This window comes from Pseudomonas sp. Leaf48 (genome assembly GCF_001421885.1).
GTDB lineage: Bacteria > Pseudomonadota > Gammaproteobacteria > Pseudomonadales > Pseudomonadaceae > Aquipseudomonas.
Map to the genome: position 1 here is coordinate 174,469 of NZ_LMLH01000032.1, position 23,038 is coordinate 197,506.

The window sequence follows — 23,038 nt, forward strand, 5'->3', positions numbered from 1 at the left end:
CCGGGTTGATGTTCGTTGGAGCCGAGTATGGAAGCCGGGTGTTCGCCAAATCCTCACGTAAAGTTAAATTAAACGTGATAACTGCCTGCGTACCCCTGTAGGAGCGAGCACGCTCGCGATGAACCTGAGAGCGCCGTGGGGTGTCAGGCCTCCAGTGTCTTCGTTTACGACCATCGCGAGCCTGCTCGCTCCTACAGGGTTTTGTGTGGCCCGCCGATGGGGCAACTATGGTTAAATGCCGCCCCCGCAAATTGCCGACCCAGACCCATGAACGCAGACGCCCTCGCCACCCTTCACGACCACTTGTTGACGGCACTGGCAACGCCACCCGCCGAAACCCGCCGCCTGTTTCACGGTCGTGGCCGCTGCTGGCCGGGGTTGGAGCAATTGACCGTGGACTGGTTGCAGGGCGTGGTGTTGGTGGCGCTGTTCAAGGAACCGGAAGCTGAGCAACTGGAAGACTTGAAGCAACTGCTGATAGAGATCAGCCAGTCGCCGCAGTGGGCCCTGTCCGGTGCCCATACGCTGTTGCTGCAACATCGCTACCTGCTGCAAAGCACCACCGAATGGCTGCTCGGCGACGTCATCGAGGAAATGAGCATCACCGAGGGTGGCCTCAAATACCGGGTGGACCTGGGCCGCAAACAGAACACCGGGCTGTTTCTCGACATGCGCTACGGCCGCGACTGGGTACGGGCCAATGCCGAAGGCAAGCGTGTGTTGAACCTGTTCGCCTACACCTGTGGCTTCTCGGTGGCGGCCATCGAGGGCGGTGCGAGCCACGTGGTCAACCTCGACATGTCGAGCCCGGCCCTGAGCCGTGGTCGCGACAACCACAGGCTCAACGACCACGACCTGAGCAAGGTGACTTTTCTCGGCCATGACCTGTTCAAATCCTGGGGCAAGGTGATCGGCAAAGGCCCTTACGACCTGGTGATCATCGACCCGCCGTCGTTCCAGAAAGGCAGTTTCCTGCTGACCAAGGACTACCAGCGCGTCCTGCGGCGTTTGCCAGAATTGCTCAGCCCACAGGGTACGGTGCTGGCCTGCATGAACGACCCGGCGTTCGGTGCCGACTTCCTCATCGACGGCGTTACCCGTGAGGCACCGGGCTTGCGCTTCGAGCAACGTCTGGACAATCCGCCGGAGTTTCCCGATGCCGATCTGGAGTGTGGATTGAAGGCGTTGGTGTTCAAACTGCAGGATTAACCGGGCGCCCGGCCGGGGGTGGATGCGACTAGCGGTACTTGAGCAAAACACTAGGTCTTTTTACGATAAACCTGCGCAATCGTTTGATGGCTCAAACCGTTGCGCAGTGGGTGAGTGCACTGAACCTTTATAAGCTCACCCCTTAGCTTCACGCGCATCTTGAGCCTCGAGGGCTCTACTTCCTCCCCATCAAAGAGCTTTGAGGCTCTTTTTTTACCTTGAATTCAACACTCCCCCTTGTGGGAGCGGGCTTGCTCGCGAAAGCGGTGTGTCAGTTAATTAATTTCTCACTGGTACACCGCTTTCGCGAGCAAGCCCGCTCCCACAAGGGGGATGTGGTGTTGATGTAAATGGGGTCAGACCAGACGCAGTCGAGGCCCCGCAGCCGGCACGGCATCATCTCCCAAGCGCTCTCGCACAAACTCGACGGCCTTGCGCGTCAACTGATCCAGATGCCGGTCGCGCTGTTTCTCCGCATCGGCCATCGCCCGCTTGCCGTGCTTTTGCAGCAGGTAGGCATGAATCTGCCGCACCTCCAGCGAACTGTAGATCGGCGCTACATCGAGCAGCGCCATCAAGCCATCGGTGCTGTGATCGCGAGTATTCATCAATACCTGGGTCGCGCGCGCACCCACCACCTCAAAGCCCATCGCCTCGAAATAAGGCACCTTGGCCACGGCACAAGTCAGCTCCGCGTGGGGGTAGCGACCAACCATCTCGCGCAGCATCCGCCGCGCCACACCCTGGCGCCGATGCTCGGCATGCACCGCCATGTACGCCACGCCGCAGGCATCGGCATCGTCCTTGACCGGCAGGTACAGCAAAAAGCCGATGACCTGTTCCGGGTCGTCTTCGTCGGTGGCGACGATCAACTCCACGGCAATGCCCTTCTCACCGTTCAAAGCCTGCAGATACAGGTGCACTTCATAGCCGATGGCGTACTGATACAGGTTGTACAGCAGGTTGCTCGGCGCGATGGCGACCATGCTGATGTCGGTCAGGTTGTCGACGACCATCTGCAGGATCTGGCTGTTGACGTGCTCGGGGCACGGCGACTTGAAATGGCTGATGCGGGGCATTGAAGGGCTGGACTCCGGGGGGTGGCGAGGCTGCCTATCATAACCCGCCCTGCTGGCGCTGTGGATTCATGAGCCACACGCATAACTGTATGCCCGAAAACCGCAAAAACTTTTCCCCACCTCCACAGGTCACTTCAGAGATGAGGGCTTTCACGCGCAGCCATGGGCTGCGTTCGCCGCTAAACACAGGAATCGAACCATGGACAACCGCAACCTGCTGCCGATTACCCGACGCAATTTGCTGATCGTGGGCGTAGTGACAGCGGCCAGCGTCGTCCTGCCGCCGTTTATCTGCGCGCAGGCCAGCGCCGTCAACGCCTCGCAGCCAGTCAAGGCTAAAGTGTCGATCCAGGTGAACGGCGAGCAGCGCGAGCTGGACCTCGACACCCGCACCACCCTGCTCGATGCCCTGCGCGAAAACCTGCAACTGACGGGCACCAAGAAAGGCTGCGACCACGGTCAATGCGGTGCATGCACGGTGATCGCCAATGGCCGGCGGATCAATTCCTGCCTGACCCTGGCGGTCATGCACCAGGGTTCGCAGATCACCACCATCGAGGGCCTCGGCACTCCGGACAACCTGCACCCGATGCAGGCAGCGTTCATCAAGCACGACGGCTACCAGTGCGGTTACTGCACCCCGGGACAGATCTGTTCGGCCGTCGCGGTGCTCAAGGAGATTCGCGATGGCATTCCCAGCCACGCCAGCCCCAGCCTGACTGAAGCACCTCAGCTGATCGCCGGGGAAATCCAGGAGCGCATGAGCGGCAACATCTGCCGTTGCGGCGCTTACTCCAACATCATCGAGGCGATCAGCGAAGTCGCGGAGGCCAGCGCATGAGACCTTTCACCTACCTGCGCGCGCAATCCCCCGCCGAAGCGGCGGCCCTGGCTGCACAGACCAGCGGGTCGAGGTTCATTGCCGGTGGCAGCAACTTGCTGGACTTGATGAAACTGGAAATCGAGACGCCGGCGTACTTGATCGACGTCAACGACGTCGGGCTGGACCGGATCGAAGACGCGGCCGATGGTGGTTTACGTATCGGCGCCCTGGTACGCAACACCGACCTCGCCGCCCACCCGCGCATCCGCAAAGACTGGGGTCTGCTCGCCCGAGCCCTGCTAGCCGGCGCTTCCGGACAGTTGCGCAATGTCGCCACCACCGCCGGCAACCTGCTGCAACGCACGCGCTGCCCGTATTTCTACGACACCAACCAGGCCTGCAACAAGCGCCAGCCGGGCAGTGGTTGCGCAGCCATTGCCGGCTTCAGTCGGCAGTTAGGGATCATCGGCGTCAGCGACGCCTGCATCGCCACCCACCCCAGCGACATGGCGGTGGCGATGCGCGCCCTCGATGCGCAGGTAGAAACGATCAAGCCAGACGGTACGACCCGGGTGATTCCCCTCGCCGACCTGCACCGTTTGCCCGGCACCACGCCCAATATCGAAACCACCCTGGCCCCCAATGAATTGATCACCGCAGTTACCTTGCCGGCGCCGGTGGGCGGTACGCACATTTACCAGAAGGTGCGCGACCGCTCCTCCTACGCATTCGCCCTGATCTCGGTCGCCGCGATCCTTCAAAAGGACGGCAGCGGCCGTGTCGCCCTCGGCGGCGTCGCACCCAAACCCTGGCGCCTGGAAAGCGCCGAAGCCAGCATGTCCAAGGGCGCCACGGCCGTGACCGAACAGTTGCTCGCCGGAGCCACCCCCACCGACGACAACGCCTTCAAAATCACCCTGGTCGAGCGCACGCTCGCGGCGGTCATGGCCCAGGCGAGGGAACAGGCATGAAATTCGACACTCCGGCCGGCACCAACCCCATCGACCAGATGAAAGTCGTCGGCAAAGCCACCACGCGCATCGAAGGGCCACTCAAGACCACCGGCCAGGCGCCCTATGCCTACGAGCATCACCACGCCGTGGCCAATCAGGCCTATGGCGTGGTGATCGGCTCGGCCATCGCCAAGGGCCGTATCAGCGCGATGGACCTGAGCGCTGCCGAGGCCGCTCCGGGGGTGCTTGCCATTGTTACCGCCGCCAACGCCGGCAAGCTCGGCAAAGGCAAATACAACACCGCGAAACTGCTCGCCGGCCCCGACGTCCAGCATTACCACCAGGCCGTCGCGCTGGTGGTGGCGCAAACGTTGGAGCAGGCGCAGGCCGCCGCGCAGCTGGTCGAGGTTCGCTACGAGCGCGCCGAGGGTGTGTTCGACCTGGCCGCCAGCCACGAGTCCGGCGTGGAGTCCAAAGAGCAGATGGCCGACACCCTGCACGGCGATTTCGAAGCGGCCTTCGCCGCCGCACCGGTGCAGCTGGACGCGACCTACACCACGCCCGATCAGGCCCACGCGATGATGGAACCCATGGCCTCGATGGCCGCCTGGGAGGGCGACAAACTGACCCTGTGGACCTCCAATCAGATGATCGATTGGTCAGTCACCGATCTGGCGACCACCCTCGGTGTGCCGAAGGAAAATGTGCGACTGATCTCCCCGTACATTGGCGGCGGATTTGGCGGCAAGCTGTTCATCCGCAGCGATGCCCTGCTCGCCGCCCTCGGTGCGCGCATGGCCCGCAGGCCGGTGAAAGTCGCGCTGGCGCGGCCGCTGATCTTCAACAACTGCACGCACCGCCCGGCCACTATCCAGCGTATCCGCATCGGCGCCACCGCGGACGGCAAGATCACGGCCATCGCCCATGAAGGCTGGTCCGGCGACCTGCCCGGCGGCAAGCTCGAACTGGCCGCGCAGCCAAGCAAACTGCTGTACGCCGGGGAAAACCGTCGGGTGACCATGCGCCTGTCGACCCTCGACCTGCCGGAGGGCAACGCCATGCGCGCACCGGGCGAGACCCCGGGAATGATGGCGCTGGAAATCGCCATGGACGAGATGGCGGAAAAACTGCAGCTCGACCCGGTCGAGTTTCGCCTGCGCAACGACACCCAGGTCGATCCGGTCAATCCGCAGCGATCCTTTTCCCAGCGGCGCTTGATCGAGTGCCTGCGCACCGGCGTCGAGCATTTCGGCTGGGATCGTCGTAACGAGCAGCCAGGGACCCGGCGAGAAGGCCGCTGGTTGATCGGCATGGGCATGGCGGTGGCCTTTCGCAACAATCTGACGGTGAAATCGGGCGCCCGGGTACGGCTCAACGAGCAAGGCATCGTCACCGTGGAAACCGACATGACCGATATCGGCACCGGCAGCTACACCATCATCGCCCAGACCGCCGCAGAAATGATGGGCGTCACGCTGGACAATGTGGTGGTGCGCCTGGGGGATTCCAGCTATCCCGTATCGGCTGGCTCGGGCGGCCAGTTCGGCGGTAATTGCTCGACGGCAGGCGTCTATGCCGCCTGCGTCAAATTGCGCGAGGCGGTTGCGCAACGACTCGGCGTGCCCCTGGGGGATGCCGTTTTCGCCGACGGCGAAGTGCATTCAGGCGATAAACGCATACCCCTGCGCAATGCCGCCCAGGCCGGTGAACTGGTCGCCGAGGATTCCATCGAGTTCGCCGAACTGAGCAAGAAGTACCAGCAGTCGACCTTCGGCGCACACTTTGTCGAAGTCGCGGTAGACAGCGCGACCGGTGAAACCCGCGTGCGCCGGATGCTCGCCGTGTGTTCAGCCGGTCGCATCATCAACCCGACCTCGGCGCGCAGCCAGGTGATCGGCGCAATGACCATGGGCGTTGGTGCCGCGCTGATGGAGGAGTTGGCGGTGGACAAGCGCCTGGGCTATTTCGTCAATCACGACCTGGCCGGCTACGAGGTGCCGGTGCATGCGGACATCCCGCACCAGGAAGTGATTTTCCTCGATGAACCCGACCCCGTCTCATCGCCGATGAAAGCCAAGGGTGTCGGCGAACTGGGCATCTGCGGGGTCAGCGCGGCGATCGCCAATGCCATCTACAACGCCACGGGCATTCGCGTGCGCGACTACCCCATCACCCTCGACAAGATGCTCGACAAGTTGCCGCAGATGATTTGATTTCGCGTGCACTGCAGATTCACTGTAGGAGCGAGCCTGCTCGCGATGAGGCCGGCACATCCAGCATTAAAGGCGACTGACAAACCGCCATCGCCGGCAGGCCAGCTCCCACAAGGGATTTGTGGCCGTACACAGATTTCGTGCGCACTGCAGATTCACTGTAGGAGCGAGCATGCTCGCGATGAGGCCGGCAAATCCAGCATCAAGGGCGACTGACACACCGCCATCGCCGGCAGGCCAGCTCCCACAAGGGATCTGTGGCCGTACACAGATTTCGTGCGCATTGCAGATTCACTGTAGGAGCGAGCATGCTCGCGATGGCGTGAGCCGCGACGACGCCGAACACTACCAGTCGTAAGTCATCTCGACCGACGCCACCCGCTCCTGTCCGTAGTAGCAGCCAAACGAATAGTTGCAGTCCGACACATACTCGCGGTCGAAGATGTTCTGCACGTTCAGACGACTCTGCAGGCCGCGCAGGCTCGGGTCGAGCTTGCCCATGTCGTAGCTGACGGTGGCGTCGTAGACAACGTAGGACGGCACGTCGAACGAGTTGGCCGCATCACCCGGCTTGCGCCCGGTGTAGCGGGCTCCGGCACCGAAGGTCAGGCCGTTGAGGCTGGCCTGGGTAAAGTGATAGTCCACCCATAGTGCCGCCGCTACCGGCGACTGGGCTTCGTTGCGATTGTCCTGATTGCCCCAGGTATCCTTGGTGTAGAACGAATCCATGTAGCTGGCAGCAGCCAGTACGTCGACGTTGTCGATGCTCGATTTGACTTCCAGTTCGACGCCGCGCGAACGCATTTCGCCGGCCTGGGACATGAACTCCGGATAGTCGTCGTCGCCGGTCAGCACGTTTTTCTGTTTGATCTGATAGACCGAAGCGGTAATCAGGGTCTTCTCGAACGGCTGGTACTTCACCCCCACTTCGTATTGCTCACCCTCGGTCGGCTCGAACGCCTTGCCACCACGCTGGGGAGCCGCAGTGCCCATGGTCGGCAGGAAGGACTCGGAGTAGCTGACATAGGGCGCCAGGCCGAAATCGGTGACGTAGGTCAGGCCCACCCGTGCAGTGAACTTATTGTCGCGCTTGTCTTCGCGGGTAGAGGCCAGCAGATCCTTGTTGTCGACTTCCGCCCAGTCCTGGCGACCACCGATGGTCAGGATCCACTGGTCCAGCTTGATCTGGTCCTGCAGGTACACGCCGGTCTGGCGCAGGGTGTTGTCCCATTGCGTGGTGAGCGTCGGCGTCACGCTGCTGGTGTCGTAGTTGTTCTTGCCATACAGATCGACCGGCAACACGTTGTTGGCGTTGTAACCGTCGTACTTGCGGGAGAAATGGCGGTAGTCCACGCCCGCCAGGGTGGTGTGCTCCAAGGCGCCGGTGTTGAATTTGTATTCCAGGTTGTTATCGATGGTGTAGGCGATGTTGTGCTGGCGCCAGTCGACCTTGGCACGGTTGGCGCGGGTGAAATCGGTCACCCCCGCCTCGGTGACGAAGCTGCGCAGGTAGAAGCCTTTGTAGCGGTCGCGCACGTCGGTGTAACGCGCGGTGGAGCGGTACTTGAGGTCTTCGCTGAAGTCGTGGCTGAAGTCATAGCCAAAGACGTACTGATCGCGTTTGTAATCGTTGAAGTTGGTGTCGCCGGAGAAAAAGTGGCGGTTGATTCGCTCGCCATTCGGGCCGCGCTCCAGGGAGCCGATCCGCGGCAGCGATTGATAATCCGGCACGCCCTCATCACGCTGGGCCTGGGCCAGCAAGGTCAGAGACGTGGCGTCGTTGATCGCCCAGGTCAGGCTTGGCGCCAGCAACATGCGCTGGCTGTTGTTGTGGTCGACCTGTTCGTTGCCTTTGTCCGCGACACCGACCAGGCGATAGCTGAACTGCTTCTGCTCGTCGAGCGGGCCGCTGGTGTCGAAGGCACCGTTGACCCGGTGGTAACTGCCCGCGCCCAGTTTGACCTGGTTGCGCTGCTCGCTGGTCGGCCGCTTGGACACCATGTTGATCAGGCCGCCGGGCTGGTTCTGCCCGTACAGAACCGACGACGGGCCCTTAAGCACTTCAATGCGCTCCAGGGTGTATGGATCGATTTGCGGCGCGCCACCCAGGCTGCCGGCATAGGGGATATACGCGCCGTCCAGATACAGCGGCGTCGGGGCGAAACCACGGCTGGTGATTTCATCGGCGATCGAATTGCGATCGGTGAATCCGCCGGTGTTCACCCCCGGTGTATAGCGCAGGGCCTGGGTCAGGTTGCGGGCGCCCTGGGCTTCCACCTGATCGGCAGTGACCACGTTGATGGTCTGCGGGATCTCCAGGATCGGCGTGTCAGTCTTGGTAGCGGTGGCGCTGCGGGTGGCGACGTAGCCGTCGACCGGGCCATAGGCCGACTCAGTGACCACGCCGGAAATGCTTGTAGCGCCCAGTTGCAGCGCTTCACCGCTGGCCACCATTGGCAGCAGCGAATAGCTGCCATTGTCGTGACGCACCGCTTCCAGCCTGGTCCCGACCAGCAACTGCCGCAATCCGGCATCAACCGGGTAGCGGCCCTGCAAGCCAGCAGTCCTATGGCCAGTGGCATGGGCCGGGTCGAATGAAACGGTGACACCGGCTGTGGCGGCAAATTGGGTCAGCGCCGAATCCAGCGGACCGGCCGCAATGTTGAACTGTGCCTGGACATCGGTTTGCGCCCAGGCCGGTTGCGCCAGCACCGCCATCCCCAGTGGAACGGCCAGCGCCATCCCCAACACTGCAGCCTGCACTGCGCGGTTCAAAGACTTGATGGCTGGCTGGGTAGAACAAATGTGCAGGTGGGGATTGCGAGGGGTCATGCAGTTTCCTTTCGCCCGTTGGCAGTCAATGGCGGCGTCTGTTGCGCCTCTACCTACAAAGTCGAACGAGAATCAAAATCAACAACCCCTTCGCGAAATATTTCTGTCTGCATACTCAAACCGGTTCTACCGTGGCCCAATAGCGACTGAATCGGCGAATGCGCACGGGCAAGGTGGACGTCAGGTTGTCCAGCACCGTGTCGGTATCGCCCAGATGAAACGCCCCGGAGATACGCAGCGCCGCGACCGCCGGATCACACCCCAGGTGCCCCGGACGATAACGCTGCAACTCCCTGATGAAATCGGCCAGCCGCCAGTCGTTGGCCACCAGCATGCCGCGAGTCCAGGCATCAGCCTGTGCATTGGCCTGCCCCACGGACTCGATGCTGTCCTGGCGAAAGCTCACCTGCTGCCCGGCGTCGACCCGCACCGCCGGACCCACCAAGCTGAGCGCGCGCACCTCCACGGCATGCTCCTGCACGCTGACAAGCGTGCGCCCCGCCTCACTGCGCACATTGAACCGCGTGCCCAGGGCGCGGATGCTGCCTTCCCCCGTGTGAACAACGAAAGGCCGCGCCAGCGCATCACGGGCCGTTTCAATGAGGATTTCACCCTTGAGCAAACGCACTTCGCGCAGTTTTGCGCTGTAGCGGATGTCCACGGCCGTCGCGGTGTTGAGTTGCAATTGGCTGCCATCGTCCAGGCGTACACGGCGGCGCTCGCCCGTCCCGGTACGCTGATCGGCCATCAGGGTCGGCAGCGCCGTGGTGTTCCAGGCCACTGCACCCGCCCCGCTCGCCATCAGCAAAATCGACAGTACCTTGAGTACATCCCGGCGTTTGGCCCTGGCGCTGGCGAGAGTCGGCCGGGCCATGCCGGGGCTGATCTGGCCGAGTTTGTCTTGCAGGCGCGCCAGGCGTTCCCAGGCCTGCAGATGCCGTGGATCACGCTCCAGCCAGCGCCGATGGGCCTCGCGGACGGCCTCGTCCGGCGCCTCGTCGCGCAGGTCGACATACCAGCGTGCGGCGGCTTCGAGGGTGGCGTGATCCAACGGTTGCGGGCGCACCATGGCTCAGTCCTCGATCAGCAACAGGCAGTGTGTCAGGGCGCGCACCGCATGCTTTTTCACGGTGGTGACCGAGACTTTCAAGCGCCGGCCGATCTCGACGTAACTGAGGCCATCGAGCTGAGCCAGCAGGAAAATCTCGCGGGTGCGCTCACCCAGGCCATCGAGCAACCGGTCGATTTCCATCAGGGTCTCGATCACCAATTCACGGGTTTCCGGCGACACCGCCACCGGTTCAGGGGTGGCGGCCAGGGTTTCCAGCCAGGCCTGCTCCAGCGCCCGACGGCGGAACATGTCGATCATCAGGCTACGGGCAATGGTGCTCAGGTAGGCGCGGGGCTCGCGCAGTTCGAGGGTCTTGCGCTGGGTGAGCACGCGAATGAAGGTGTCCTGGGCCAGGTCCGCCGCATGCTCGACGCAACCGAGGCGTTGGCGCAGCCAGCCGCACAACCAGCGGTGATGGTCCTCGTAAAGCGAATGCACGGCGTGTTGCAACGACAGATCAGCAGAGGACATGGAACGACCCGACACAAGAGTTATTTGATAATGACTCTCATTTTCGTCGAAGCCGATACATTTTGGCAAGACCGTGCGCATTAGTTGGGGCTGGGTGGCTCACATAACGGTGATCGCCCGGTGAAGGGTTCCGGGTGCGTCTCAACGCTGCGGCGCTACCATCCGAAACCGAATATTGATCTCGTTGGACACCATACTGTCCGCCCATTCCCCCTCGCCCACCTTGAAGTCATTGCGATTGAGCGTCAGTTCGCCATCGAAGATACCCACGGCATTCTCCGCCTTCAGCAGCACCGGCACACTCACCTCCCGGGTCAGCCCCCTGAGGCTGAGATTGCCGGTGAACACATAGCGGCTGTCACCGAGATCCTTGACCGCCGTCGACTCAAAGGTCGCCACCGGAAAGTTTTCAGTGTCGAACCACGCGGTCTTTTGCAACTCGACATTGGCATCACTGTCGCCGGCGTCGATGCTCTTCAAGTCAATGGTCATCGCGGCAAGGGCCGCCTCGGGGTTTTGCGTATCGAAAACCAGCTTCGCCTCAAACTTGTTGAAGGTGCCGTAATTTTTCGACCCCATCTGATGGTAGGTAAAACTGATGGTGCTGGCGGTGGTGTTCACCGAGGTGTACTCGACGGCCCCGGCGCACGGCACAAGGCCCAGCGCGAAAACGCCGGCCAAGGCGACGAAATACGGCAATCGAGGATTCATCGAACTCTCCGGGCGGGGCTCCCGTCATGAGTTGAGGCGTTGTACAGCGAGACTGGCCTCAGTGGACTAAAGCAAACATCCGCCGTTCCTTCCACCCCAGGTACAGCATTACGACCATCGCCCATCCTCCCGTGTTGCTGGCTTGCCAGCGATGGAGTCCTCACATCCAACATCCATGGCGACCGGCACTCCGCCATCGCCGGCAAGCCAGCTCCCTCAAGGGAATGATGGCACGCCGAGCTTGCGCACCAGCATCAGGTCGAGGCGAACCTGCAGCGCCATGGCCACTTCATAAGCCACCGGCACCCCGCCCCGGGACAAGGCGAGAATGATGACATCGGGACGGCGCGCATAGTGGCGCAGATGCTCCACCAGCCGCCGACCGGCTGCAGCGCGGTCCTGCAAAATGGTCTGTGATGTGGAAATCATTGGAAGGCCTCCCCAGGCGCGCGCCTGTTGGTTCACAGCCTCCAAATTGTCGGCCTGATGCCGGGGGACAGCAAGCGCCCTGGCCGCCTAGATCAACCTTTCGATCTTCTGATGCCGCCAGACCAACCGGTAATACAGCGTCTGCAACAGCAGCATCCCCAGGTACGCCACCGGAAACGCCATCCATACCCCGGGCAACCCGAACATCGAGTCCAGCAGATAGGCCGCCGGCACCTGCACCCCGACCACACAGACAATCGAAATCGCCACCGGCACCATCACCGTGCCGCTGGCGCGCATGATTCCGCCGATGATCGCCTGGAAGCCGAACACCAAAAGGCTCCAGAGCATGATGTGCAACAGGTGTTCGGCCAGGGTAAGCGTCGACTCTTCGGTAAGGAACGAGGCCAGCAACCACGGCGACAGCAAATACCCCAACAGCACCAGGCTGCCGGTCAGACACAGGTTGATCATCAAACCCGTGCGCAAAATCGGCCCCATGCGCTCGACCCGCCCTGCCCCGATCGCCTGCGCTCCGAGGATAGACGCAGTGATCGCAATCGACAGCGCCGGAAACTGCACGTAATTGACGATCTGCGTCACCGCCCCGTACGCCGCCGTCGCCTGGGAACCGTGCTGGTTCACCAGCGCCAGAATCACCAGCTCCGACAGCGACAACACCACCATCTGCAAACCCGTCGGCAAACCGATACGCAGCACCTTGCCGAGAATCGCCATGTCCAGCTTCATCGCAGCAAAAAACTCCCGGTCCGGCGCCAGCGGATGGCCCTTGCCGAGCAACCGCCAGGCGAGCAACCCCATCGCCACCAGATTCCCCGCCAACCCGGCGAACGCCGCACTCTGAATCCCCATCGGCGGCAACCCCAGCCACCCGCGAATCAACGCCGGCGTCAGCGCCAGCCCGACACAGGTCGACACCACCAGCGCCAACAACGGCGACAAGGTATCACTGACCCCGCGCAGCAACTGGGTGAACAACACGAACACCAACAGCGAGGGCATGATCCACAACATCACATGGGCATATGCCACCGCATCATCCAGCACATCCGCCGGCGTCCCCAACCCCACCAACGCCGACCGCGCAAACACACTGCCCAACACCGCCGCCAGCAACCCGATCAACAACCCCAGCAACAAGGTCGACCCGGCAATCGCCTTCACCATGTGCATTTCTCGTGCACCCCAGGCCTGCCCGATCAACACCCCGGCGCCAGCGCCGAGGCCGATGACCAGGGCGATGAAGAAAAACACGATGGGGAACATCCCCGACACCGCCGCCAGCGCCTGAGTGCCGAGCATCTGGCCGATGTAGATACTGTTGACCGTGCCGGACATCGATTGCAGGAAGTTCGACAGCACCATCGGGGCGAGGAAAAACAGGTAGGTTTTCCAGAGCGGGCGTTGGGATTGGCTGGGGGTTTGCATTGGCTGGAGGTCCATCTCGACGGCGGGCGGGCTGATGGAGGATAGCTTCGGTGAGATATGAGCGTGGGGCAACATATATGCGCTGGGGTGCCGCATCTTTAATACAGGAGCACAAACTGACCACTTGAATTTTCGAGAATAGTTGTACAGACCATTCATGTGAAAACGTCAATCAGCCGCCTTGAGCCCAATAAAACCAGCGTTTCGCGGATCTCCGACATGTGAAGTCAAACGTAAAGTCGAAGGCATGTTAAATACCTGAGATTTTATCGTTACAGGTCCTGGATAAAACTCGGAACGCCTCACTTCGCCCATTTGTACTGCGACATAAATTTCATGCCTTTTCGGCTACGAAGGAACCGATGCGCCACTACTCTACGCCATAGACAACCGGTCGAATTAATCTAGCCTTAAGTAAGATCACATGGGAGAAAAACGCCATGTCCCTCGCTATCAGAAATCTGTTTGTCTTCGCATCGGCGGGCTTTTTTTGCATTGCAGCATTCGGTCAAGGAGAAGCAGGTACCGATCATCCACCGGCCATACTCCCGTTGGAATCCGAGAAGCCGGTAAAACTCATTGCCTTTGCGCCGCTTGCCGAGCCGCTCGCCCGCGGTGTTGTCATCATTCAGTTTCGGACAGAGCACGCCAGGATCATGCCGGTGTTTGGCAAAGCCGCTGGCGACGTTTCACCACGTCTGGGCCACCTCCACGTGACCGTCGATGACTGGAAAGGTACATGGGCGCATTCCAGCGAAGACCCGATTATCCTGGTGGGACTGACTCCCGGAACTCACAGGGTACTATTGGAAGTGGCCGACCCGACCCACCACATTCTCACCAGCACCACAGTGAGTTTCATAGTTCCCGAGAAGAAATCATCGGATGCACCCCAAATGGACGTTGGGCACACGCTAAAACCATGAACGAAAAGCAAAAAGAAAGCGAAAAGGGGACGGATCTATTTTTCCGATAAGGGCGCGTGGATAATCCCTCCACCCGCCGATTCTGGCGGGTTGGACCGCAAGCCCATGCGGCCATCGTCAGCGTCCTTGGTGAGGCCACTGCGAACGCCGATAACATTCGTGAACAACTCAAGCCGGTTCACGAAGTCAGCTATCTGACGGTCGAGTTTCGACCTGTCTGATTCAGCGCCTCCCCACTATTGTCTCCAAAGGAACCTGTAATGCCTCTAGGGAAACGTGAACTGGCACGAATCGAACGTCGGTTGATAAGCGCGCTCACCGAGGCGTGCGAAACAGCAAAAGGTGAAATCAAAGGCTTTGTTTGGCTCACCCACATCGCTGATCTGAACGCGTTGGCTCAAACCCTGAAGGTAATCTGGGTATTCGAGACCCTGGCTGACAGAAAGCTCGCCCTGGTTGACACTAAGGCGCGCATCTTTGAGTTGACGGCCATCGCGTTGAATGAGGCCAACATCGACCTGATCCCTTCAGGCCACAGTGTCCTCTTCGACTCTGAGGAGGAGTGTCAGCGAATTCACGGAGGCGACTGGAAAACCCGCCTGACTCAATCGCGCGTGGCCAAAGGTGCCTGACAATGGCTAAAGAAATCGAGAATCCCTGCATCTCAGTTTGCCAGCTCAGTGGTGATCTGTGTGTGAGTTGCGGGCGAAGCAAGGAAGACATCAGAAAATGGAAACGCATGAAGCGGCCTGAAAAAATGGCCGCTGTGCAAAGGGCGAATGTGCGCTTGAAAGGGCTGAAGAAAGCACAGGGATAGTCACTTGCTCAGGATGAAGCCATCACTCAATAACCGGCGAAGTCTCGACCGAACCCTCATTGGCGGTGTATGAGCCGGGCCAGGCTTCGACAGCAGGAAGAACCTGAGCGGGCTTGGGCAGCTCAATTCGTTTAACGCAATCAATTGTCCATTGAATGCATCAAGGGCGTGAATCGCCGGATTCCAGAGTGCGATGCCCAATCCTGAGCGGGCGGCTTCGATTGCCTGGGCGTAGTCACCCATCACCCTGTCGATAGGCTTCGAAGTCAGGCGTTTGCCGTGATGGCACATCCACGCTCGCCACAGTGTCGTGTCGCCGGTGTGTAGTAGCGCAGTGTCCTGTATCAAGGACAACGGTTGCTCGTTCATGGCGAGTACTTCGGGTGACGCCACGGGGCAAAGCGACTCCTCGAACAGTGGTTCCTCGTCTCCGTCATTCCATTGTCCACGCCCGTATCTGATGGCCAAATCGACCTCGCCTGAGGAAAGGCTGGCATTGAGCGCTGAGGTGACCAGTTCAATACGTAAATCCTGAGTCGTACCTTCCAGTTCGGACAGGCGCGGGATCAACCAGAAACGTGCGAAGGATGACGTAGTGGCTAATTTGACAATGGGCAAGATTTGGCCGACGGGCCGGAGCTGTCGCGCTTGTTTCAGTTGTTCGAAGGCATGAGCGACTTTGGCCAGCGCGATTTGTCCCGTTGCCGTAACGGTGACACCGCGCGCATGGCCGTCGAACAAGGAACATTGAAACCATTTTTCAGCCATTTCCACACGTCGGCTGATGGTCGCATGGGTAACTTCCAGTTCCGCTGCCGCGGCAGTGAAAGAGCCAGTTCTGGCGGCGGTAATGGCAGCTTGCAGGGCTTCGAAGGGAGGGAAAATATCGTCTGAGCTGTACGTCATATGCACAGCTTATGGATAAGCAGCGCTATAGGTCAACAGCTTAGAGTTTTCTATGCTGCGCTGCCTTGTTCATTGAGAAAGCAGCATGTCGTGCTTGAAAGCGCTCATTTCGCCATTGGTAATCATCGCAACAGTGGCAGGGCTTTGTGCGGGTAATTATTGTTATGCCGCCTCCAGCTTAGAAAGGCCAATCGTACGAGGTTACGAAGGGAATGGAGGCGTCTGCGTTGAACTGGTCATGTCTGGCTCACCTGGAAAAGAGTGGGCATTGCTCAGGATTCGAGGAACGGAAACGGAAGTGGGGGCGGTGGTACATCAAGCAAGCGTTCAGCGCTCACCGGTTTCGACATCCTTTGTAGAAAGTATCAACGGGGTTTCACGGACAATTTTTGAGGTGCGGATGCATCAGGGTTTTCTTCCGCGTCAAGAGCAGAAGCCTTATGTGCTGGGAGAAAGCGCCCGCTTGGAGAGACTGAGTAATATCGGCCTGGAGCTACAAAGGTTTGGAACTGAGGAATTGGCCGCTCATCAAGCTTGGACACAGACCGCGCCATCCGAAAATTTGACCGTAAACCGTCCTTGATTGAACGGCTCCTCTTGGCCGATAGCGAAGTCTCCCCACCTCTCGCGGTCGATTCAATACTTAGGTCAGCTGTCGTACTCCCAGGCCAAGAATCAGACCACCGCACAGGCGATCAATCACTTTCCGAGCCTTCTGATATGCCGAGGAAATCCTTGGTTGTGACAAAGCCACCGCAACCAGTCCATACCAGGTCAGCGAAACGACCACCACAACCGCCAGCATTGAGACGAAGGTGCTGACCGAGGGGTGGGCGGGGGCTGCTGCTGAAAAGACGGCGGCGTAGAAGGCCATGGATTTAGGATTGCCGATGTTGGTGACGACACCCTGAAAGAAAGATTTCCGGACGCTGCCAACCGTGCCCTCACAAGGCCGTAAGGCGGGATGCTTGCCTGCTTTAACGATCAGGCGTACGCCAAACCACATCAGGTACGCCGCACCCATTATCTTCATAACCAGTGCTGCCCATGGGAAGGCTGCAAACACAAGGCCCAGGCCTGTGATCGCACAGCCAGACCAGAGCAGGTTCACGGTCACTATACCGGCGACTAACGCCAACGCCTCGGCACGTGTTGCGGCTACTGCCTTGTGAACAACGGCGACGAAGTTCGGCCCCGGAATCACTACGCCCGCCAGATAAACCCAGAAAACAGTGAGCACCGCGGTACTGTCGAACATTTCGATCCCTCTTAGCGCTGATCGGTACCAGCGTCTGGTTGAAGATTTCATCACGTTTTTCGCCGCCAGAGCATCCATGCTAGCGAGCGAAGGGGCGGACAGTCAGACACAGATCCAACAATAAACTCCGATACAGTGATCTTTTAAGCTAAGTAAACCCTGCCCGGCGATGAGGTGGTCAGGGATCGGGATGGTAATCATCGGGTGCTTCTGGAAGTGGCAGACCCGACTCACCACATCCTCACCAGCACGACAGTGAGTTTCGTTGTTCCCGAGAAGAAACCATCGGACGTGCCCTCAATGGACGATGGGCACACGCTAAAACCCTGAACAAGTTCGATCCGCAAGACGCCCCTGAACCAGAGGTCATCACAGCACGCTAGGCACCTCAAACCCGACTTTCACACGGTCCAGTGCCACGATTGTCTTGAACCAGGTCACGTTGGGGTTTTCGGCAAACAATCGCCGCGCCAACGCCTGGTATTCATTCATGCTGGCAACGGTTAACACCAGGACGAAATCCACTTCGCCAGTGACGTAATAGCACTGCTGCACCTCGGGCACAGCGAAGTGTGCCTTCATCGCCTCCAGTTCCTTGATACTGGTGCGCTCGGTCATCACTTCCACAATGATCGTGATCGGCCGTCCCACGGCGGTGGGATCCACGATGGCTACGTTGCCTGTGATGACACCACCCTCCTCCATCCGCTTGATGCGGCGCTGCACGGCGGCCGTGGAGAGATTGACCTGCTCGGCCATCAGGCGCAGAGGCATGGTGTTGTCGCGCTGTACGAGTTCCAGGATGGCGCGGTCGAATTTGTCCAGCGATTCAGGTGCAGCGTCGTTTTTTGCCATGGTGAACCCGTGAGAAATTTTCTCGAAAACTAGCAGAAAACTGCGGCCCTTTATCTAGCCGAGAGAAATATTATCTTGCCAGCAGGCTGCAGACGCAGCCCTGGTTGGGTACTCACACAGGATGATATCGGTATGCTCGCACTGTTCCATCTTTCCCCTGTCCTGTTGGTTACAGCCATGCTCGTCGTGTTGCGTCGGCCACCCGTTCACGCCGCCATTGCAGGCACGCTATTGGTGGTGGTGCTATGGCTCGCCGGCGCCGCCGATGCGTGGCGCCCGGACAGTATGGTGGCCGCCGCTCAGGACACGGCCGTGCTGTTTGCAAGCACGGCGTTCGTGATCGTTCCGGGTTTGCTCTTCGTGATTTTTATCGAGCGCATGGGCGTCAACCTGGCGCTGAGCCAATGGGTGCGGTCATTGGGGCTCAGACGCGGCGATCAGGTAGCGTTCATCGTCCTTGGATTGGCACCGTTGCTCGAAGCGATGACCGGCTTCGGCGTGTCGTTGATCGCTACGGTACCGCTGCTGCTCAGTCTCTTCGAACGTCGGGTCGCGCTACGAATAGCACTGACTGGCATGGCAATCATGCCGTGGGGAACACTGGGGTTGGCAACGGTCATTGGCGCCTCGCTGGTTCACCTGGACGCATTCGCGCTGGCTTCGACCTCGGCACTGACCAGCGCCCCGGTTTTTCTGGTGCTCAGTGCCATCGCGTTATACCTGGCAGGCGTTCGTGACTCCCGGGAATGGACGGCACTGGGCGCTTTCTGGCTAGTGTTTGTGGGCGTGCTTTACAGTGCCAGCCGATGGCTGGGGCCGGAAGTGGCCGGTGTTGCTGCGGGCCTGGTGACCGCAGCGGCTGTACTTTCTGCCGGGCTGTGGCGTCTGCATCGCAACGATAGTGAGCGCAGTGCAGTGCAATGGCCGCGTCAGGCATGGCCGTATCTGGTGCTGATTGTCTGCATTGTCGCGTTGAAGATCGTCTGGACGATCACCTCCTGGCAGGATAACTGGGTCGTACAGGGCACCCAGGTCACCTGGAAGCCACTCGCCTCACCGGGACTGGCGCTGGTTCTGGTGCTGATCGGGTTGGGGTTTCACGCGCGCAACACACAACGCCAGACAGCGCTTGAGGTCAGCATGCCGGTTGCGTTGATGGCACGGGCGAAGCGGCCACTGTTGACCATTTTCTTCTTTCTCGCGATGTCGCAGATGATGGTCAAGGCTGGCTTTCTGACGGGCTTGATGCAAATGCTCGCGGGCCTGTCGCCCGCTGCCGCGACGTCGCTGGTTGCCCTGTTTGGCGCGCTGTCCGGCTACATGACCGGGTCGAATGTTGGCGGCAACGCGATCTTCATGCCGGCCATCGCGATGCTGCCCGAGTCCTCCCGCCTGTTGCTGGCAGCCGTCCAGAACAGCTCGGCAGGGCATGCCGCGCTGGGCTCGCTGTCGGTTGTCATGCTGATCCTTGGCCTCGCTAAAACCCAGGCCAGGGAGGAAGGCGAACTGGTCAGGTTCGGCTTCGCGCTGGTCTGCATCAATACGGCGTTGGTCGCGTTGGGCGCAGGGTTGTTGAGTGTGTGGTTTGCATAGCACTCGAACAGCATCTGGCCCACCGGCCAGGCTGAGAGTAATAGTGGCGGTCATGCGGTGGTCTCTAGATTAGTAAGATGGGTTTGAGCCAGCGGTGGGCGACCTCAATCTGGTGCGCGAAAGCCTGAACGATGGGGTGCTTGTCGCACCGTTCGATATCGAACTCAATCTAGGGGAGCCGTATGAACTGGGATGATGCACGGGTGTTTCTGGCGGTGTGTCGAGAGTCGACGCTTCGAGGTGCCGCGCGGGTGCTGTGTGTCGATCAGGCGACAGTGGGCCGGCGGATCACTGCGCTGGAGAAGTCCCTGAGTGCCAAGCTGTTTCTGCGCACCTCCGAGGGCTATGCATTGACGGCTGTCGGCGAAGCGGCGTTGCAGGCAGTGGAAAAAATGGAACATTCAGCGCTCGAACTCGAGCGCCGGATTCAAGGACTCGACGATCGACTGACCGGACTCGTCAGGGTCAGCACAACAGACTCTCTGGCCATCGACTTCCTGATCCCGGCGATTGCTCGCTTGCATCAACGGCACCCTGACGTGCGCGTGCAACTGGACGCCTCGACGCAGATTCTCAGCCTGTCCAAACGCGAGGCCGACATCGCCGTGCGCAATACCCGGCCGGACAACCCGGACCTGATCGCCCGACGGCTCGCCCGCTGGCCGGTAGGTCTTTTCGCGTCTCAAGGGTATGTCGATTTACACGGCATCCCGGAGCCGGGCTCGGCGTTCGAGGGGCACGATCTGGTGGTATACCAGCCCTATCTGCAAGGCAACAAAGACATGACGCTGGTGTCGGAGCCGATAACTCGCGGGCGGATCGTGTCGAGCCTGAGCTCCGGCCTGCTGGTGCGCCGATCCATCGCTGCCGGGATAGGCTTAGGGGAAATTCCGGTGTACATGGGGGAAAGAGACGGGCTGGTCAGGCTGTGGCCGGAGCGCACACGACCGGAACCCTATGGTGTGTGGCTGGTGACCCACGCAGACCTGCGGCACACCGCCAGGGTCCGCGTCATGATCGATGAAATTGTCTCGGCGTTTTCAGGTGCAGATGGGTGATGCCTGGCCGTCAATATTTGCAGCAATTGCACCGCTCGGGTTGCCAGCTACAAAATCCCGGGCGGTTCATCCAGAGGTTAAAAAAACGCCCCACTCAGGGTAATGCTGTTCACTTACGGCGATTTTCAGGCAATTGAAAACCGTGGCGAGGGGGCTTGCCCCCGTTCGGCTGCGAAGCAGTCGCAAAACCATTGCACGTGATTTACCTGATACGCCCCGATGGTAGGTTTTGGGGCCGCTTCGCAGCCCAACGGGGGCAAGCCCCCTCGCCACAGATTTTGTACTTGCCTGATGATCGTGTTGATGGTAGGTTTTGGGGCCGCTTCGCAGCCCAACGGGGGCAAGCCCCCTCGCCACAGATTTTGTACTTGCCTGATGATCGTGTTAAGTGAACAGCATTAACCACTCAAGGGGCGTTATTACGAACCTTCACTCAGGTTTTGACACCGTCATTCAAACCGCAGCCAGTTTGAGCGTGACTTCAACACCCACGATCAGTGGCCTTCGGAAGCGTTGAACATGGTTTTGGCGTAGATCAGCCCCAAACCATAAGCGCCGCCATTTTCAATGGAGGTCTTCACCGTGGCGTCGCAGGTTTCGGTACGGGCCCAGTCACGTTGCAACTCAAGCAGATATTGCAGGGATGTCATCGGGCGTGCGCCAAGTTGTACCATGCGCTGAATGGCCATCTCATGAGCCTCGACCGATACGTCACCACAAGCGTCAGCGATGAAATACACCTCGAAACCTTGATCCAGGGCAGAGAGCGCCGGGCCAACAATACAGACCGATGTCCATAGACCGGCCAGCACAATCTTGGCCTTGCCGTGACGATTCACCTCTACGGCAATACGCGGATCTTCCCAGGTGTTCATGCTGGTGCGGTCAATGACGTGCTGATCGGGAAAAACCGACTTGATTTCGTCGAAGACAGGCCCGGAAAAGCTCTTCTCTGCGACCGTCGTCAAGATGGTCGCAACCTCAAACTCCTTGGCTGCTTTGGCAACCAGGGCTGCATTGTTGCGTAGCCTCGTCGCGTCGATGGATTTGGTGGCGAAGGACATTTGTGACTGGTGATCGATCATGATGAGGGTGTGATCGACAGGTTTCAGTAGAGTCTTGCCGGGTACTGCAGATGCGGTAGGCATGGTTATCGCTCCATTGTGGCTGGGAAACTACCCATTCACTTTGAGGTGGTCGACTTTGCCAGGCTTGCATCCTTGTCCTGTGTCTTGGGTGAGGTCAGATCAATGAGAAGCCTGCCGCAAGGCAGGCTTCATTCTGGCGGCTCAGTTCAGGTGTGCTTTGAGCTCCAGCGCTGCCTGACGCACCGCTGCCTTGACCTCGGGAATCGAGCTCAGCGGATTGAGCAAGCCGAAATCATGGATCATGCCGTTGTAGCGTACCGCGGTCACCGGCACGCCTGCCGCATCCAGATGGCGGGCATATTCTTCGCCTTCATCACGCAACACGTCGAACTCGGCTGTTTGCACCAAGGCTGCCGGCAGCCCTTTGAGTTGGTCGGCGCTGGCGTTAAGCGGCGAGGCGTGGATCTGTGCGCGCTCGGCCGGGTTGGTGGTGTAGTTGTCCCAGAACCACTGCATCATGTCCTTCGTCAGGAAGTGGCCCTCGGCAAATTGCTGGTATGAGCCATTGTCGAACCCGGCATTGGTCACCGGCCACATCAGTAACTGAAAACGCAGGGCCGGGGCTTTCTGTTCCTTGGCCATCAACGCCACGACCGCCGCCATGTTACCGCCGACGCTGTTGCCGGCGACCGCCAGCCGCTTACCGTCGACGCCGATCTCCTTGCCATGCTCGGCCACCCAGCGGGTTGCGCCATAGGCCTGGTTGATCGCTGTCGGGTACTGCGCTTCCGGGGACGGCGTGTAATCGACATACACCGCGACGGCGCCGGAGCCCACCACCAGGTCGCGAATCAAGCGTTGGTGAGTCGGGAAGTCGCCCAGGACCCAGCCGCCGCCGTGGAAAAACATGAACACTGGTAACTCACCCTTGACCTTGGCCGGGCGGACGATTTTCAGGTTGATGTTTTGCCCACCAACCTGGATTGAGCGGTCGCTGACTTCGACGCCGGACAGATCAACCTTCACCGACGCCTGGGCACCTGTCAGCACCGCACGGGCGTCCTTCGGGCTCAGTTGCTCCAGCGGTTTTCCGCCGCCGGCTGCCAGGGCTTCAAGGAAGGCCTGGGTGTTGTGCTCTACGCCCGCACTGCCTGCGGCAAAAGCATTGCCTACGCAAAGAGCCAGGAGCGTGGTGGCCAGCGTTTTCTGGATGAGGTCCATGGGTAATCCCTTTTTTCGTTTTGGTTTGAGTTTGAA

General features: G+C 60.1%; 21 protein-coding genes and 3 pseudogenes. 12 read left to right on the top strand and 12 right to left on the bottom strand.

Translation table 11 applies throughout. From position 1 onward, the window contains the following. The first annotated feature begins 267 nt into the window (after positions 1-267). Complete coding sequence (locus tag ASE98_RS23840; protein ID WP_060543765.1) at positions 268-1,209, top strand: class I SAM-dependent methyltransferase; 942 nt, start codon at positions 268-270, stop codon at positions 1,207-1,209. Between the two features lie 356 nt (positions 1,210-1,565). On the opposite strand, the gene ASE98_RS23845 is transcribed toward ASE98_RS23840, so the two are convergent. Beyond that, positions 1,566-2,288 (bottom strand): GNAT family N-acetyltransferase, encoded by a 723-nt coding sequence (locus tag ASE98_RS23845; protein WP_060543766.1) that lies wholly within the window; start codon positions 2,286-2,288, stop codon positions 1,566-1,568. Between the two features lie 199 nt (positions 2,289-2,487). Between ASE98_RS23845 and paoA the strand changes: the two genes are divergently transcribed. From paoA to paoC, 3 genes are read left to right on the top strand one after another with little or no spacing between them, the layout of a single operon-like run. Continuing rightward, positions 2,488-3,129 carry an aldehyde dehydrogenase iron-sulfur subunit PaoA gene (gene paoA, locus ASE98_RS23850; RefSeq protein WP_060543767.1) on the top strand — a complete coding sequence of 214 codons (642 nt, stop codon included), beginning with the start codon at positions 2,488-2,490 and terminating at the stop codon, positions 3,127-3,129. Then, on the top strand, positions 3,126-4,082 hold the full coding sequence (locus ASE98_RS23855) for an FAD binding domain-containing protein (protein ID WP_060543768.1): 957 nt from the start codon (positions 3,126-3,128) through the stop codon (positions 4,080-4,082). Before paoA ends, ASE98_RS23855 begins: the two co-directional genes overlap by 4 nt. Next, positions 4,079-6,277, top strand: a complete 2,199-nt coding sequence (gene paoC, locus ASE98_RS23860) for an aldehyde oxidoreductase molybdenum-binding subunit PaoC (protein ID WP_060543769.1) — start codon at positions 4,079-4,081, stop codon at positions 6,275-6,277. The genes ASE98_RS23855 and paoC overlap by 4 nt, the downstream gene beginning before the upstream one ends. A gap of 345 nt (positions 6,278-6,622) precedes the next feature. Here paoC and ASE98_RS23865 read toward each other — a convergent pair whose 3' ends face one another. The 6 genes and pseudogenes from ASE98_RS23865 to ASE98_RS23890 all read right to left on the bottom strand — a co-directional run bounded on the left by ASE98_RS23865 (position 6,623) and on the right by ASE98_RS23890 (position 13,280). Continuing rightward, on the bottom strand, positions 6,623-9,109 hold the full coding sequence (locus tag ASE98_RS23865; protein ID WP_082457630.1) for a TonB-dependent siderophore receptor: 2,487 nt from the start codon (positions 9,107-9,109) through the stop codon (positions 6,623-6,625). A 115-nt stretch (positions 9,110-9,224) separates the two neighbouring features. Then, positions 9,225-10,178 (bottom strand): FecR domain-containing protein, encoded by a 954-nt coding sequence (locus tag ASE98_RS23870; RefSeq protein ID WP_060543770.1) that lies wholly within the window; start codon positions 10,176-10,178, stop codon positions 9,225-9,227. A gap of 3 nt (positions 10,179-10,181) precedes the next feature. Next, positions 10,182-10,691, bottom strand: a complete 510-nt coding sequence (locus ASE98_RS23875; protein WP_060543771.1) for a sigma-70 family RNA polymerase sigma factor — start codon at positions 10,689-10,691, stop codon at positions 10,182-10,184. Positions 10,692-10,832: 141 nt separating this feature from the next. Then, complete coding sequence (locus tag ASE98_RS23880; RefSeq protein WP_060543772.1) at positions 10,833-11,402, bottom strand: YceI family protein; 570 nt, start codon at positions 11,400-11,402, stop codon at positions 10,833-10,835. Between the two features lie 225 nt (positions 11,403-11,627). Beyond that, positions 11,628-11,831 (bottom strand): annotated as a pseudogene (locus ASE98_RS23885) (phosphoribosyltransferase); the annotation flags it as partial. A gap of 87 nt (positions 11,832-11,918) precedes the next feature. Next, positions 11,919-13,280 carry an MATE family efflux transporter gene (locus tag ASE98_RS23890; protein WP_060543774.1) on the bottom strand — a complete coding sequence of 454 codons (1,362 nt, stop codon included), beginning with the start codon at positions 13,278-13,280 and terminating at the stop codon, positions 11,919-11,921. Between the two features lie 440 nt (positions 13,281-13,720). Between ASE98_RS23890 and ASE98_RS23895 the strand changes: the two genes are divergently transcribed. The 4 genes and pseudogenes from ASE98_RS23895 (at position 13,721) to ASE98_RS23905 (ending at position 15,023) form a co-directional block, all read left to right on the top strand. After that, a complete protein-coding gene (locus ASE98_RS23895) occupies positions 13,721-14,206 on the top strand; it encodes a DUF6130 family protein (RefSeq protein ID WP_060543775.1) in 486 nt (161 codons plus the stop codon). 83 nt (positions 14,207-14,289) lie between these two features. Then, positions 14,290-14,427, top strand: a pseudogene (locus ASE98_RS26765) (cation transporter); the annotation flags it as partial. Between the two features lie 39 nt (positions 14,428-14,466). After that, the gene (locus ASE98_RS23900) at positions 14,467-14,838 is read left to right on the top strand and encodes a hypothetical protein (RefSeq protein ID WP_060543776.1); all 372 of its coding nucleotides are present in this window, start codon (positions 14,467-14,469) and stop codon (positions 14,836-14,838) included. 2 nt (positions 14,839-14,840) lie between these two features. Continuing rightward, positions 14,841-15,023 carry a DUF1289 domain-containing protein gene (locus ASE98_RS23905; RefSeq protein WP_008033373.1) on the top strand — a complete coding sequence of 61 codons (183 nt, stop codon included), beginning with the start codon at positions 14,841-14,843 and terminating at the stop codon, positions 15,021-15,023. On the opposite strand, the gene ASE98_RS23910 is transcribed toward ASE98_RS23905, so the two are convergent. Continuing rightward, positions 15,024-15,929 (bottom strand): LysR substrate-binding domain-containing protein, encoded by a 906-nt coding sequence (locus tag ASE98_RS23910; protein WP_060543777.1) that lies wholly within the window; start codon positions 15,927-15,929, stop codon positions 15,024-15,026. It abuts the gene before it with no gap. An 85-nt stretch (positions 15,930-16,014) separates the two neighbouring features. Here ASE98_RS23910 and ASE98_RS26770 point away from each other — a divergent pair, with 85 nt between their 5' ends. Next, positions 16,015-16,512, top strand: coding sequence for a hypothetical protein (locus ASE98_RS26770; RefSeq protein WP_156465548.1), 498 nt, complete (start codon positions 16,015-16,017; stop codon positions 16,510-16,512). Positions 16,513-16,572: 60 nt separating this feature from the next. Here the strand turns inward: ASE98_RS26770 and ASE98_RS23915 are convergent, their stop codons facing one another. Continuing rightward, on the bottom strand, positions 16,573-17,187 hold the full coding sequence (locus tag ASE98_RS23915; RefSeq protein ID WP_060543778.1) for a LysE family translocator: 615 nt from the start codon (positions 17,185-17,187) through the stop codon (positions 16,573-16,575). Positions 17,188-17,379: 192 nt separating this feature from the next. Between ASE98_RS23915 and ASE98_RS27395 the strand changes: the two are divergent. After that, positions 17,380-17,517 (top strand): annotated as a pseudogene (locus tag ASE98_RS27395) (DUF6130 family protein); the annotation flags it as partial. Positions 17,518-17,556: 39 nt separating this feature from the next. On the opposite strand, the gene ASE98_RS23920 reads toward ASE98_RS27395, so the two are convergent. Then, positions 17,557-18,042, bottom strand: coding sequence for an Lrp/AsnC family transcriptional regulator (locus tag ASE98_RS23920; RefSeq protein ID WP_060543779.1), 486 nt, complete (start codon positions 18,040-18,042; stop codon positions 17,557-17,559). A gap of 132 nt (positions 18,043-18,174) precedes the next feature. Here ASE98_RS23920 and ASE98_RS23925 point away from each other — a divergent pair, with 132 nt between their 5' ends. Beyond that, complete coding sequence (locus ASE98_RS23925; RefSeq protein ID WP_060543780.1) at positions 18,175-19,635, top strand: L-lactate permease; 1,461 nt, start codon at positions 18,175-18,177, stop codon at positions 19,633-19,635. Positions 19,636-19,817: 182 nt separating this feature from the next. Beyond that, positions 19,818-20,693 (top strand): LysR family transcriptional regulator, encoded by an 876-nt coding sequence (locus tag ASE98_RS23930; protein WP_060543781.1) that lies wholly within the window; start codon positions 19,818-19,820, stop codon positions 20,691-20,693. A 494-nt stretch (positions 20,694-21,187) separates the two neighbouring features. Here ASE98_RS23930 and ASE98_RS23935 read toward each other — a convergent pair whose 3' ends face one another. After that, a complete protein-coding gene (locus ASE98_RS23935) occupies positions 21,188-21,841 on the bottom strand; it encodes a hydrolase (RefSeq protein ID WP_060543782.1) in 654 nt (217 codons plus the stop codon). Between the two features lie 141 nt (positions 21,842-21,982). Then, positions 21,983-23,002 (bottom strand): alpha/beta hydrolase, encoded by a 1,020-nt coding sequence (locus ASE98_RS23940; protein WP_060543783.1) that lies wholly within the window; start codon positions 23,000-23,002, stop codon positions 21,983-21,985. Between the last annotated feature and the right edge of the window lie 36 nt (positions 23,003-23,038).